This window comes from Pseudomonas sp. WT-JTC (assembly GCF_056711565.1).
In genome coordinates this window covers 4,753,706-4,767,816 of the sequence record NZ_CM160042.1, presented here as the reverse complement: position 1 = coordinate 4,767,816, position 14,111 = coordinate 4,753,706, and the positions used below count along the sequence as shown (strand labels likewise).

Below are 14,111 nucleotides of genomic sequence, written 5' to 3'. Positions count from 1 at the left end.
CATAAAAGCCCGCAAAGGCTTAAGAGCAGGGGGTCGAGCGCCCGAGTCTGGAGCGTCCCGCAAAGTCTGCTGAGCAAGCCCTGCAAAACGGTGGTTTGTACCAAGCGGCCTATACTTTTAACAGTTTATGCATGGTCTCTTGGTGTTGTAATAAATCCGTGATGCAGCGTTGCACCGATGCTTCCAGAGCGGAGTAACTGCTTGCCCCGTCATGACCTCAACAATCATAAGGACCGCACTCATGAGCTTTCTTCGACCCAAGTTTATTACCTTTGACTGCTACGGCACGTTGACCAACTTTCAAATGGGGAACATGACGCGCGAACTGTTCGCTGATCGTGTCCCTTTCGAGCAAATGGATCAGTTCGTCAAGGACTTCTCTGCCTATCGCCTGGATCAGGTGATGGGTGACTGGCGGCCGTATGATGAAATCATCAAGACCGCCCTGGCGCGCGTCTGCAAGCGTTGGGGTGTCGAGTACAAGGGCGAAGGCCAGCTCTACTACGACGCCGTACCGTCTTGGGGCCCCCATGCTGACGTTCCAGCTGGCCTGGCAAAAATTGCCGACAAGATTCCGTTGGTGATTTTCTCCAACGCGATGGACGAGCAGATCATGTCCAACGTCGACAAGCTCGGCGCACCTTTCCATAAAGTCTTCACCGCCCAGCAAGCCCAGGCCTACAAGCCGCGCCTGGCTGCCTTCGAGTTCATGCTCGATAACCTCGGTTGCGGGCCTGAGGACGTTCTGCACGTGTCCTCGAGCTTCCGTTACGACCTGATGCCGGCCAACGACATGAAGATCAAAAACAAAGCCTTCGTTGCTCGTGGTCATGAACAGCCGGCGAATGCCGTTTATGGCTACCACCAGATCCCGGATATCGGCGCATTGCCCGGTTTGGTCGGTCTCTAAGTCTCAAGGCACTCTTCAAGGCAAAAGGGGTTAGACATGGGCAGTGAGTCCTATTGGCTCGATACCGCACCGCAATTCACCGGTGCACAGCTCGGCGCATTGCCCGGGCAGGTCGATGTGGCCATCGTCGGTGGTGGTCTCACTGGCCTGGCCGCGGCCCGAGCCCTGGCCTTGAAGGGGGCCAGTGTGGTGGTGCTGGAAGGAGGGCGGGTGATTGGCGAGGCTTCGGGGCGCAATGGTGGCCACTGCAGCACCGGCGTTGCCCAAGACTACGCGGCACTCAGCGCCAGCCTCGGTGCTGATAAGGCGCGTGCTTATTACCAAGCCTATGAAAGCGCCGTACAGAGCGTCGTTTCGTTGGTGGAGCAGGAGCAGATCGCCTGCGACCTCAAGCGCAATGGCAAGCTGAAGCTGGCCGCCAAACCGATGCATTACGAAGGTTTGGCGCGCACCTGCGAATTGATTCGACGGGAGGTCGACGCCGAGGTCGAGTTGCTCTCTCCAGAAGAAGCCCGTGCTGAAGCCAACTCGGCCCAGTTCCATGGAGGCATGCTGCAGCGCAACGGCGTGCAGATGCATGTCGGGCGCTTCGGTGTCGGGTTGGCCGAGGCGGCAGCTCGTCACGGCGCATTGATCTTTCAGGGCGTGTCAGTGACGGACTGGAAAGCCAGTGCCGGCGGCTATCAGGTCAATACCACCAAGGGCTCGCTACACGCCACGCAGATTCTGCTGGCCACAGGCACGTGCCAGCAGGGCGGATTGGGCTGGTATCGGCGGCGGATCGTGCCGGTGGGCAGTTTCGTGATCGCCACCGAGGTGCTACCGCAGGCCCTGATCGACAGCTTGCTACCGGCACGGCGTTCCTATGTCACCAGCCGCATGATCGGTAACTACTTCCGCCTGACACCGGACAACCGGTTGCTGTTTGGCGGTCGTGCCCGGTTTGCCATGTCCGACAGCATTTCCGACGCCAAGAGCGGCAAGGTATTGCAGGCGGCGATGGTCCAGATGTTTCCGCAACTGGCTAGCGTGAAGATCGATTACTGCTGGGGTGGCCTGGTGGATATGACCTCCGATCGGTTACCCCGCGCCGGGCAGCATGGAGGGGTTTATTACTCCATGGGCTACAGCGGTCATGGGGTGCAAATGTCGGTGCACATGGGGCAGGTCATGGCCGAGGTAATGGCTGGCAAGGTCGAGGCCAATCCGTGGCGCGAACTCGATTGGCCTGCCATTCCCGGGCATTTCGGCAAACCCTGGTTCCTGCCTCTGGTGGGTGCGTATTACCGCCTGCAGGACTACCTGCACTGAGTTCATGGTGTTGCTTTACGTTTCAACCACGCTGCACTTAATCAGCAGCACTTGAGCCTTATCATTGACGAAAGGTAGGACTGACATGACTGACAATAAAAAAAATATCGACTCCCAGCTGATCACCGGTGAAGAAAGTCTGCGCGTTTTCGAAGGGCTCAATCGCGGCATGTCACGCCGCAATGCATTGCAGATGCTGGGGTTGGCCGGGGTGGCTGTCGCGGGCGCCAGTAGTCTGTTCGGCGCCGCTGGCAAGCTGTTTGCCGATGATGAAGCTGCAAGCCCTGGCAAAGGCAAGCCCGGCGGTCGTATCCGCGTCGCAGGCTCGTCCAGTTCCACCGCCGACACTCTTGATCCGGCCAAAGGTTCAGGGTCCACCGACTACGTGCGCCATTACATGTTCTACAACGGTCTGACGCGTTTCGACAGTCATATGGTGCCGCAACTGGAGTTGGCCGAGCGTATCGAAACCACTGACGCCACGCTCTGGGTGATCAGCCTGCGTAAGGAAGTGACCTTCCACAACGGCAAGGCGCTGACCGCCGCTGACGTGGTGTTTTCGCTGTTGCGGCACAAGGATCCTCTCACCGGTTCCAAGGTCCTGCCGCTGGCGTCGCAGTTCGCCGAGGTCAAGGCCGTCGGTACCCACGAAGTGCAGATACAATTGAGCGGCCCGAATGCTGAATTGCCGTCGGTTCTTGCCGTCTCTCACATGTTGATCGTTCCCGAGGGTACGAGCGATTTCAGCCAGGGCATCGGTACCGGTCCGTTCAAGGCCAAGGAGTTCCAGCCCGGGGTGCGTTCGATTGCTGTGCGCAATACCAATTACTGGAAACCCGGCTTGCCCTACCTGGACGAGATCGAATTTATCTCAATTGCCGACGAGTCGTCACGGATCAACGCCCTGTTGTCGGGCGACGTGCACATCGTCAACGAGGTTAACCCGCGCTCAACGGTTCGCATCAAGGCCAGCCCCAAGCATCGGGTCGTGGACTCGCCGTCGGGTAACTACACTGACCTGATTATCCGTCAAGACCAGATGCCGGGCCAAAGCCCGGAGTTCACGCAGGCCATGAAATACTTGATGGACCGCGAGCAAATCAAGTCGGCGATATTCCGTGGCTACGCCCGGGTTGGCAACGATCACCCGATCGCACCGGGTGCGCGCTTCTTTAACGCCGACCTGCCACAGCGTGCCTACGATCCGGAAAAAGCCAAGTTCCTGCTCAAAAAGGCCGGCATGGAAAGCATCACTATGCCGCTGATGTGCTCGCCGGCTGCGACCGGTTCGGTGGACATCGCCGTGCTGCTGCAGCAGTCAGCCAAAGAGGCAGGGCTCAAGCTCGACGTCAACCGTCTGCCGAGCGATGGCTACTGGTCCAACCATTGGGCGAAGCACCCACTGAGCTTTGGCAACATCAATCCGCGGCCCAATGCCGACATGCTTTTCTCGCAGTTCTTCCAGTCGACAGCACCCTGGAATGAGTCCGGCTGGAAAAACGAACAGTTCGACCAACTGTTGGTACAAGCCCGAGGTGAAACCGACGAGGCCAAGCGCGGCAAGATGTACGCAGATATGCAAACCCTGGTGCATGAGCACAGCGGTATCGGCGTGCCAGTGTTCATCAGCAACATCGATGCCGCCGATCAGCGAGTCAAGGGCTACGGCACCAACCCTCTAGGCGGTTTCATGGGGTACATGTTTGCCGAGCAGGTCTGGCTGGACGCTTGATGAAAGTTGGGTTTTTGCTGCAGCTACATTGCATGAGGATTGGGTGATGAATAGCAACACACTGTGGTTGATCGGCCGGCGCTTGGGCGCGGCGATCGTGACCTTGTTGATTGTGTCCATGGTGGTGTTCGCCATCACGGCGGTGCTGCCGGGAGACGCGGCACAACAGTCTCTGGGGCAATTCGCCACGCCCGAGCAGGTGGCAGCCTTGCGCCTGAAAATGGGGCTGGATCAGCCCGGTGTGTTGCGTTACCTGCACTGGTTGATGAGCCTGCTCAGCGGTGACATGGGGCAGTCGGTATCCAACGCCATGCCGGTCCGAGACTTGATGGCTGGGCGTCTGCCCAACACCCTGATGCTGGCGGCCGCCACGGCGCTGGTATCAGTGCCGGTGGCGTTGATTCTGGGCATCGGTTCGGCCATGGGCCGGGGCGGGCGCATCGACAGTGTCCTCAGCTTTTTTACCTTGACCATGGTGGCGGTGCCAGAGTTTCTGGTTGCGACCCTGGCGGTGCTGATTTTTGCGGTGAACCTGGGTTGGTTGTCGGCGTTGTCCTACGCCAGTGACATCACGTCACCCTGGCAATTCATGCGCACTTACGCCTTACCGGTGATGACGCTGTGCTGCGTGATTGTCGCGCAAATGGCACGCATGACCCGGGCGGCGGTGATCGATCAGCTCGACAGCCCTTACGTGGAAATGGCCCGGCTCAAAGGTGTGAGCAAGATTCGGATCGTTCTACGCCATGCCTTGCCCAACGCCATCGGGCCCATCGCCAATGCCATCGCCTTGAGCCTGTCTTACCTGTTGGGCGGGGTGGTGATCGTTGAAACGATCTTCAACTACCCCGGCATCGCCAGCCTGATGGTCGATGCCGTGACCAACCGCGACATGGCCCTGGTTCAAGCCTGCACCATGTTGTTTTGTACGGCGTATTTGACGTTGGTGCTGATTGCCGACCTGTGCGCGATTCTTTCCAATCCGAGGCTGAGAAATCAATGAACAATCTCATTGTGAAATCGCCGGCTACCACCAAATTGGCGCTGGGCAAGGTTTCCCACAGATCGTCCTGGCTCGGCCTGATCGGCGCTGCGATGTGTGTGATCTGGTTGCTGGTGGCCATCTTCGGCCCATGGCTGGCACCGCATCCGGTAGGGGAAGTGGTCTCCGACAATGTCTTCGACAACCTGAGCGCTGCTTACCCGTTCGGCACCGATTACCTGGGCCGCGACATGCTCAGCCGGATCCTCGTCGGCGCACGATTCACCGTCGGCCTGGCCTTGGTGGCGGCGGTGTTGGCCAGCGGTATGGGGACCAGCTTCGCGTTGCTGTCGGTGGTGTCGCCGAAGTGGCTGGATGAGTTGATCAGTCGCTTGATGGACGCCTTCATTTCGATCCCCAGCAAGATGCTGGCGTTGATCATGGTCTCGGCCTTCGGCTCCTCGGTCACCTTGTTGATCTGCACGGCGGTATTGAGCTTCACCCCGGGTGCATTCCGCATCGCCCGCAGCATGGCGGTGAACATTGAGGCGCTGGAGTACGTGCAGGTAGCTCGTACCCGTGGCGAGCGCCGGCTGTATGTGGCTTGCGTGGAAATTCTGCCGAATATGCTCAACCCGGTGCTTGCAGATCTGGGGCTGCGCTTCGGTTTCATCGTGTTGTTGCTCAGCGGTATGAGTTTTCTTGGCCTGGGTGTGCAACCGCCGGATGCCGATCTCGGGTCGCTGGTGCGCGAAAACATCGGCGGTCTCAACCAGGGTGCGCCTGCCATCGTGATTCCGGCTTTGGCCATCGGCACCCTGACCATCGGTGTGAATCTGTTTATCGACCGACTGTCGTCGCGACGTAGTCGACGTTCGGGAGGTCATTGAAATGAGCGAGTTAATTAAGGTTCAGGACCTGCGGGTGGTCGCCTGTGGTGAGCTTGGTGAGGTGGAAATCGTCAAGGGCGTAAGCTTCTCCCTGCAGAAAGGCGAAGTGCTGGCGTTGATCGGTGAGTCCGGCTCCGGCAAGACCACTATCGCCCTGGCGTTACTCGGTTATGCCCGACGCGGTTGTCGGTTGGCGGGCGGGACGGTGCAGATCGGCGAGCACGACATGCTGGCGTTGAGCGAAGGCGAGCTGCAAGGCTTGCGCGGCAACCGTGTGTCGTACATCGCTCAGAGCGCCGCCGCGGCGTTCAATCCGGCGAAAAAACTTATCGACCAAGTAGTGGAGGGCGCGTTGATTCATGGCCTGGGCAGCAGGACTGTGCTTGAGGCCAAGGCCATCGAGTTGTTCCGCGACCTGGCCCTGCCAGACCCCGATCACATTGGCCAGCGTTACCCTCATCAGGTTTCCGGCGGGCAACTGCAACGTGTGATGGCGGCTATGGCGCTGATCAGCGATCCATTGCTGGTGGTGCTCGACGAACCGACGACGGCACTTGATGTGACCACCCAGATCGATGTGCTGCGCGCCTTCAAACGGGTGGTCCGTGAGCGTGGCGCGACGGCGGTCTACGTGTCCCACGACCTGGCGGTAGTGGCGCAGATGGCCGATCAGATCGTGGTGCTTAATGGCGGTGAGATCTTCGAGCAGAGCGCCACGGCACCCTTGCTTAAAGGCCCGGCCCACGAATACACCCGCAGCTTGCTGGCGGCAGCACGGCCGGACACCACTATCCGTCCACCCTGCGGTGTCGCTGAAGACACGCCTTTGCTGACCATTCAGGGTCTGACCGCCGGTTACGGCAACAAAAACTCGCATGGCATGCCATCGATCCTCGTATTGGAGGACATTGATCTGACCGTGCGTCGGGGTCAGGCGATTGGCGTCATCGGTGAGTCAGGTTCTGGCAAGTCGACTTTGGCACGGGTGGTTGCCGGGTTGTTGGCGCCGGCCCTCGGCGGGCTGACCTTCGATGGCCAGCCCCTGGGTGGCAGTCTGTCGTCGCGCACCGACGAGCAGTTTCGACGCATTCAAATGGTCTTTCAGAATGCCGACACCGCACTCAACCCGATGCACAGTGTCAGCACTATTTTGAGTCGCCCGCTGAAGATGTATTTCGGCCTCAAGGGTGCGGCTTTGCGCGAGCGTATCGGTGAGTTGCTGGATCTCGTTCGTTTGCCGCGCACGCTGGCTGAACGTCGTCCGAACGAACTGTCCGGCGGGCAGAAACAACGGGTCAATCTGGCCCGGGCCCTGGCGGCCAAGCCGGATCTGATTCTCTGCGACGAAGTGACCTCGGCGCTGGATACCGTGGTCGGTGCAGCGATTCTCGAACTGCTGCGCGACCTGCGACAGGAACTGGGGGTGTCCTATCTGTTTATCAGCCATGACATCTCCACCGTGCGAGCCCTGTGCGACGACATTGTGGTGATGTACAGCGGCCACAAGATTCAGGCCGGTACTCGACAATCGTACGCCGAAGCACCATTCCATCCCTATACCGACCTGTTGATCCATTCGGTTCCGGAGTTGCGCCAGGGCTGGCTGGAAAGCTGCGGAACAACGACCTGTGGCACGCTGCCGCCCATAGGTGCCAAGGCCAATGTGCCAGGGCTGTGCACCTTCCTCAATCGCTGTCCTGTGCGGGTTGACGGTCTGTGTAATTGCGTCCCGCCGGACCGCCGGATGATTGTTGGCGGCAGTGAAATCCTTTGCCATCACGACAGTGCGGAGTTGATAAAAACTCAGCAGTATTCAAACAACATGATCGTGGGAGCCTATGCATGAACGGGCGTTTCGTCAGGCTGGCCGAACAGGATCGGCCAACCGTCCAATTAAAGGTCGACGGCATGCCGATCGAGGCGCTGAAGGGCGATACGCTGATGGTTGCGTTGCTGACTCAGGGCTCGACGTTGCGCCAATCGGAGTTCGATCCAGGGCGGCGCGCCGGTTTCTGTCTGATGGGAGCCTGCCAGGACTGTTGGGTCTGGACCCGCAGCGGCGAGCGTCTACGCGCCTGTTCCAATGAGGTCCGTGAAGGCCTGGATATTGTCACCACACAACCGGAGGCGATATGGCCACTGCGCGGCTGAGCACTCATCGAGTCGTTATCGTCGGCGCCGGACCGGCCGGCACACGTTGTGCCGAAACCCTGGTCGCCGCTGGACTCAAGCCCATCCTGATCGACGAGAATCGCCGGGATGGCGGGCAGATCTACCGGCGCCAACCCGAAGGGTTTACCCGGAATTACGCCACGCTGTATGGCACCGAAGCCGCCAAGGCCAACGACCTGCACCAGAGCTTCGACCGCTTGCACGGGCAGATCGATTATCGCCCGGACACGCTGGTGTGGAACCTGACACCGGGCCAACTGTGCTGTGTCAGCCAGGGCAAGCACTCGACAGTGGATTACGACGCGCTGATCCTCTGCACCGGTGCCACCGACCGCTTGATGCCGATCGAAGGTTGGCAGTTGGCGGGCACGTATAGTCTCGGCGGTGCTCAGATCGCCCTGAAATCTCAGGCTGTGTCCATCGGCCACCGCGTGGTGTTCATGGGCAGCGGGCCGTTGCTGTATCTGGTTGCCAGTCAGTATGTGAAGGCGGGAGCCAAGGTCGCGGCAGTGCTCGACACTTCGCCTCTGAGCAAACGCATCCTTGCCATGCCGAAACTGCTGGCACGCCCGGGGTTGCTGTTCACCGGGATGAAGTTATTGGCGCAGTTGTATCGCGCGAAGATCCCGGTGCATCTGGGCATTTCGCCGCTTCAAGTGCAGGGCGATGCGGCCAGCGGTGTCAGTGCCGTACGCGTGCGCACGGCACGTGGTGAGACCTTGACGGTGGATTGCGATGCCGTCGCGCTGGGTTATCACCTGCGCCCGGAAACTCAATTGGCCGACCTGGCCGGTTGCCGTATGCGCTTCGATGAAGCGTCGAGCCAATGGTGGCTGGCTACGGATGAAGACGGCCGGACCTCGGTCAGCGGCGTGTATGCCGCCGGTGACGGTTCGAAGATTCGCGGCGCCGATGCCGCCGAGCACGCCGGGCGCCTGGTGGCCATGGCGCTGCTGGAGGATCAGCAGCAACCGATAAACGTCGGGTTGCGCGACGAACAACGCCATGCACTGGCGGTGATGGATGAATTTCGCCTCGGTCTGGCACAGGCGTTTCCCTGGCCTTCCGCCCAGGCCAAAGCGCTACCGGATGAGGCGATCGTCTGCCGCTGCGAAATGATCACTGCCGGTGAGTTGCGTCGGACCGTCAGTGAGAAGGGGGCCTGTGAAGTCAACCGGGCCAAGGCCTTCAGCCGGGTCGGCATGGGCCGCTGCCAGGGGCGTTATTGCTCGCAAGCCGGGGCAGAGGTGATTGCCGCTGCCGCGGGCGTCAGCGTGCAACAGGTCGGCCGACAACGGGGTCAGGCGCCGGTTAAACCCCTTTCGATACTCACCGAGGAGGTGTCGCCATGACGGTACAGAAAGCCGATGTTGTGATTGTTGGCGGCGGCCTGATGGGCTCAGCGGCGGCGTTTTTCTTGCGCCTGCGCGGGCAGTCGGTGATCTTGCTGGAGCGAGACCAGATCGGTCAGTACGCCAGCGGCGTGAATTTCGGCAACGTGCGACGTCAAGGGCGTTTTCTCGGGCAGCTGGAACTGGCCAATCGTTCCTGGGCGTTATGGAAGCGTTTGCCGGAGCTGATCGACGATGACCTGGAATTCATCGCCAGCGGGCATATGCGGGTGTGTTACCGCGAAGACGAGATCGCCGAGCTGCAAGCCTACGCAGACGCTCCTGAGGCGGAGCAGCTGGACCTGAAGATCTTTTGTGGCGACGAGTTGCACAAGCGCTTTCCATTTCTCGGCCCGGATGTGAAGGGCGGTTCTTATGCCCCCCACGATGGTCACGCCAATCCGCGTCTGGCGGCCCCGGCGTTTGCCCGTGCAGCACGACGCCTCGGTGCGCGGATCGAAGAGCGCACGGAAGTGGCCGAGGTGCATAAGATCGGTGATGAGTTCCACATCAGCACCACCGACGGTCGTCAGTTCAGCGCCGCTCAGCTGTTGATCACCGCTGGCGCCTGGGGCCAAAAACTCTCGGCGCAGTTCGGCGAGCCGGTGCCGCTGGAAACCCATGGTCCGCAAATGGCCGTGACCGAGCCGGTGCCTTACGCCTTGCCGACAGTGCTCGGTGTCTATACCAAGATTCCCGAGGAAGTGATTTATTTCCGCCAAATACCCCGTGGAAACATCATCATCGGTGGCGGCTATCGCAGCGAACCGGACATGCTCAACCGCCGGGCCTATGTCGAGCCGCGCAGCATTCTCAATCAGTTCGATCAGATGCGTCGCCTGCTGCCGGGTGTCGGCAACCTGAACATCATTCGGGTCTGGAGTGGTATCGAAGGTTACCTGCCTGATTCACTGCCCGTGATGGGGCCAAGCGGCACCGTTGATGGTTTGTTCTATGCGTTCGGCTTCTGCGGTCATGGCTTCCAACTTGGCCCGGGCGTCGGCGACGTGATGGCCGAGCTGATCAGTACCGGCAGCACCAGCACTTCGATTTTGCCGTTCTCCATCAACCGGTTCGCCTCTTCAGTCGAGCAACGGAGCAAGGCCTCATGAAGCCCCGTGTACTGGACATTCTTAAACGCCTGATGGCCTTTGAAACCGTTTCTTCGGAATCGAACATGGCCTTGATTGAGTACGTGCGCGATCTGCTGCTGACCAAGGGCATCGAGTCGCTGATCGTCAAAGACTCCAGCGGCAAAAAGGCCAACCTGTTCGCCAGTACCGGTCCGCGGGAGGTGCCGGGGGTTCTGCTGTCCGGCCATACCGACGTGGTGCCGGCAGCGGGGCAGGCCTGGACCTTTCCGGCGTTTCAGGCGAGCGTGCAGGACGGTCGGATCTATGGCCGTGGCAGTTGCGATATGAAGGGTTTTGTCGCACTGGCTATCGACGCCATGCTCGATGCCGCCGATCATCCGTTGAGTCGGCCGTTGCAACTGGCGCTGTCCCATGACGAAGAAATCGGCTGCGTGGGTGTACGACGCTTACTGGATGTGTTGCATCTGGCGCCGGTGCGGCCGTTTCTGTGCGTGATCGGTGAGCCGACCAACATGCAGTTTGTTCTTGGGCACAAGGGCAAGGGTTCTTACCGCTCTTACTGTCGCGGCCTGGAGGCCCATTCCTCCCTGGCGCCACGCTCGGTCAATGCGATTCACGTGGCTTGCGATTTCATCGCTGCGCTGCGTCAGGGCCAGCAGCAACTGCAAGAGCAGGGCGCTCAGGATGCCGAATACGACGTGCCCTACAGCACCGTGCATGTCGGGCAGATTGTCGGCGGCAAGGCGCTGAACATCGTGCCGAACCTGTGCACCTTGGATTTCGAAGTGCGTAACTTGCCGGCGGACGACCTGGATCAGTTCCTGGAGCAGATGCGCGAACGGGCCGAGCTGATCGTTCGCGAAGCCAAAAAGCTGTCCAGCGTGGCGGATATCGAGATCGAAACCCTGAACGTCTATCCGGGCCTCGATACCCACCCGAGCGTTGAAGCGGTGCGTTTTCTGAAAAACTTCGCCGCCCCGGACACCGGCACTGCCAAAGTTTCATTCGGCACCGAGGGCGGGTTGTTCAAACAACGCCTGGATGTGCCGGTGGTGGTCTGTGGCCCAGGCTCGATAGAACAGGCACACAAGCCTGACGAGTTCATCGAGATCAGCCAGATGGAAGCCGGCGAGCACTTTCTACAAGGGTTATTGGGCTCGATGCGGCTTTAGTGTTCCGCTTGCCTGGTCCGAACACTCGCTCACCGCGCTTATGGCCCCTTTATGGAATGGCGTCCAGGAACGCGTGACGTCCCGAGCTTGAGTTCACCCGCTCATCGTACTGACAGTGTGGGAAGTGCTGAGAAAGGCTTCCCAGGCTTGCTTGACTGCGCCTATCAAGAAAAACCGCCAGCCACTCGCAACCCTTCCGGAGTCCCCCCATGAAAGTGCTTGAGCGCCTGTCATTCTCTGGCAAGTTCGTCTTGCTCGGCTTGCTAGCCGTGACCCTGATTACCATTCCAACCTGCCTTTACGTACTTGGCGCCTATCAGAGTAGCTACCAGACAAATCAGGAGCTTCGCGGCGTACGACCGGTGCAGGCGTTGCTCGAGCTTATCCACTTGACGCAGCAGCATCGCGATTTGTCATCCGTCGCGCTGGCCGGCAACCGGGACTTCCACAAAACCGGTCTGGATAAACAGGCCGAAGTGGATCGCGCCATCGAGGCAACCGATCGGGTTTTACAGGACGCCCAAGTCTCCCCCACCATTCTGGCTGCCTGGCGACAGGCGCAGCAACAATGGCAAGAGCTGGCCGGCCAGGTTGCTCAGTCCTCAGTCAAGGGCCCGCAGAGTCTGGCCCGTCATAGCCAGTTGATCGCAGCCTACCTGCTGATCGAGGACGCAATGCTCGATCACTTCAAACTTTCCCTGGATCCGGTTTTAGGGACTTACTCGCTAATGGCGGGTGCCTTGATCGAATTGCCGCAAGCCACCGAGTTATTAGGTCAGTTGCGGGGTGCCGGCGGCCTGTATCTGGCGCAGGGCCGGATCCTGCCTGAGCAACAAGGTGCACTGCGTGGTTTGGCTACCCAGGCGCTGAGCAGCGTTGACAAGACGATACGTGCCTTGACCAAGGCGAGTGCCGCCGAGCCGGAACTCAAGGCTCTGCTAGAAGCACCGCTAGCGGCACTAGGACCGCAAATCCAGCGGGCGCTTGAACTCAGCAATACGCGATTGGTATCGGCCGTCGAAATGGACATGGATTTCGCGCCCAGCGTAAGCCCCGCAGGAAATAACGAGCCTACCGATGCCTTGTACGCGCTTAAGCTGAGTTACCCGGTCGGCGACTATCTGACTGCTTACAGTAAACCCGTTGACGCCTTGTACGCCCTTGGCCGTTCAGCGCTGACGGCGCTCGATGAAGCGCTGATAGAGCGTCGCGACAGCGCCCGGCAGAGCGTCATCCTGATGTCCGCAGGTTTGCTGGCGCTGCTGTTGGCTGGCGGTATCTTGGCCACCTTGATCGTGCTGCGTCTGCTTAAACAGTTGGCGATGGCCATGGCAGCAGCCGAGCGTATCGCCGAGGGTGACCTGACCCAACCATTGGATATCGTTGGTATGGATGAAGCGGCGCGCCTGTTGCAGGCGCTTGAGCGCATGCAAATGAACCTGCGCAGTACGGTCAGGCAGGTTTTGAGTTCTTCCGAGCGACTGGCCACGACGTCAGCTCAGTTAAGTTCAGTGACCGATGACGCCACCCGTGGTGTGCGACGGCAGAGCGCTGAACTCGACCAGGCGGCCACTGCGGTCACAGAGATGACGGGTGCGATCGAAGACGTTGCGCGGAATGCCGCCTGGGCCTCGGAGGTTTCCCAAGCAGCAGACCAGCGTTCGCGTCAGGGGCAAGAGAGCGTCAGCCGTACAGTCGGTGCCATCGAATCGTTGACCGAGGATATCGAGGATACCGCAAGCGCCCTGCAAACCCTGGCAGGCCAGATAGGTGACATCGGCTCGGTGTTGGATGTGATTCGCGGCATTGCCGAACAAACGAGTCTGCTCGCCTTGAATGCGGCAATCGAGGCGGCTCGCGCGGGCGAAAGCGGACGGGGTTTCGCCGTGGTAGCCGACGAGGTCCGGGCCTTGGCGCAACGAACCCAGGAGTCGACCAAACAGATTGAGACCATCATCGGTTCGGTGCAAAAAAGCAGTCAAGGCACCCTGCGAGCCATGCAGAGCAGCAATGGTAAAACCCGGGAAACTTTGGAGGTCGCCCGTGCGGCAGGCACGGCACTGAATGCCATCGTAGACGACATCGCCCAGATCAACGAACGCAATCTATGTATTGCAAGTGCCACCGAAGAGCAATCGCATGTAGCCCGTGAGGTGGATCGCAACCTGCTCAATATCCGTGATGTTTCCCAACTGGCCTCAGCTGGCGCCAATCGGAGCCAGGCCTCTAGCCGGGAACTCGCGGGCTTGGCCAGCGAGCTGAATGGCATGGTCAAGCACTTTGTCGTCTGACCGGGGCTCGCTGCGTCTCGGTAACGGGAACCGGGACGAAAGCCCTCACAAACCAACAGTAGAGCCTGCTGTCGAATGCTGATTTTCAGCATTCAAGGCTGCCCTGGCGGCGCTTTCAGCATCCTCGTCTGTGGCGACACAATAGACTGAAGCCTGTCTCGGAACA

11 protein-coding genes and 1 pseudogene are annotated in these 14,111 nt (G+C 60.0%); all 12 read left to right on the top strand.

All coding sequences use genetic code 11. The annotated features are described in order from the left end of the window. The first annotated feature begins 241 nt into the window (after window positions 1-241). The 12 genes and pseudogenes from AC06G5_RS21555 (at window position 242) to AC06G5_RS21500 (ending at window position 13,945) form a co-directional block, all read left to right on the top strand. Complete coding sequence (locus AC06G5_RS21555) at window positions 242-910, top strand: haloacid dehalogenase type II (protein ID WP_413704305.1); 669 nt, start codon at window positions 242-244, stop codon at window positions 908-910. A 36-nt stretch (window positions 911-946) separates the two neighbouring features. After that, a complete protein-coding gene (locus AC06G5_RS21550; protein ID WP_413704306.1) occupies window positions 947-2,221 on the top strand; it encodes an NAD(P)/FAD-dependent oxidoreductase in 1,275 nt (424 codons plus the stop codon). A gap of 85 nt (window positions 2,222-2,306) precedes the next feature. Beyond that, window positions 2,307-3,953, top strand: coding sequence for an ABC transporter substrate-binding protein (locus AC06G5_RS21545; protein ID WP_413704307.1), 1,647 nt, complete (start codon window positions 2,307-2,309; stop codon window positions 3,951-3,953). A gap of 46 nt (window positions 3,954-3,999) precedes the next feature. Beyond that, window positions 4,000-4,956: an ABC transporter permease gene (locus AC06G5_RS21540; RefSeq protein ID WP_008017120.1), complete on the top strand. Its 957-nt coding sequence runs from the start codon at window positions 4,000-4,002 to the stop codon at window positions 4,954-4,956. Then, window positions 4,953-5,825 (top strand): ABC transporter permease, encoded by an 873-nt coding sequence (locus tag AC06G5_RS21535; protein WP_413704308.1) that lies wholly within the window; start codon window positions 4,953-4,955, stop codon window positions 5,823-5,825. Before AC06G5_RS21540 ends, AC06G5_RS21535 begins: the two co-directional genes overlap by 4 nt. A gap of 1 nt (window position 5,826) precedes the next feature. Then, window positions 5,827-7,671, top strand: coding sequence for an ABC transporter ATP-binding protein (locus AC06G5_RS21530; protein WP_413704309.1), 1,845 nt, complete (start codon window positions 5,827-5,829; stop codon window positions 7,669-7,671). After that, complete coding sequence (locus AC06G5_RS21525; protein ID WP_413704310.1) at window positions 7,668-7,976, top strand: (2Fe-2S)-binding protein; 309 nt, start codon at window positions 7,668-7,670, stop codon at window positions 7,974-7,976. The genes AC06G5_RS21530 and AC06G5_RS21525 overlap by 4 nt, the downstream gene beginning before the upstream one ends. Next, window positions 7,958-9,349 (top strand): FAD/NAD(P)-dependent oxidoreductase, encoded by a 1,392-nt coding sequence (locus tag AC06G5_RS21520; RefSeq protein WP_413704311.1) that lies wholly within the window; start codon window positions 7,958-7,960, stop codon window positions 9,347-9,349. The genes AC06G5_RS21525 and AC06G5_RS21520 overlap by 19 nt, the downstream gene beginning before the upstream one ends. Continuing rightward, a complete protein-coding gene (locus AC06G5_RS21515) occupies window positions 9,346-10,500 on the top strand; it encodes an NAD(P)/FAD-dependent oxidoreductase (protein WP_413704312.1) in 1,155 nt (384 codons plus the stop codon). The genes AC06G5_RS21520 and AC06G5_RS21515 overlap by 4 nt, the downstream gene beginning before the upstream one ends. Next, a complete protein-coding gene (gene argE / locus AC06G5_RS21510; protein WP_413704313.1) occupies window positions 10,497-11,654 on the top strand; it encodes an acetylornithine deacetylase in 1,158 nt (385 codons plus the stop codon). Before AC06G5_RS21515 ends, argE begins: the two co-directional genes overlap by 4 nt. A 209-nt stretch (window positions 11,655-11,863) precedes the next feature. After that, window positions 11,864-13,087, top strand: a pseudogene (locus tag AC06G5_RS21505) (nitrate- and nitrite sensing domain-containing protein); the annotation flags it as partial. Continuing rightward, window positions 13,082-13,945 carry a methyl-accepting chemotaxis protein gene (locus tag AC06G5_RS21500; RefSeq protein WP_480459917.1) on the top strand — a complete coding sequence of 288 codons (864 nt, stop codon included), beginning with the start codon at window positions 13,082-13,084 and terminating at the stop codon, window positions 13,943-13,945. The pseudogene AC06G5_RS21505 and the gene AC06G5_RS21500, both read left to right, overlap by 6 nt. Window positions 13,946-14,111 lie beyond the last annotated feature (166 nt).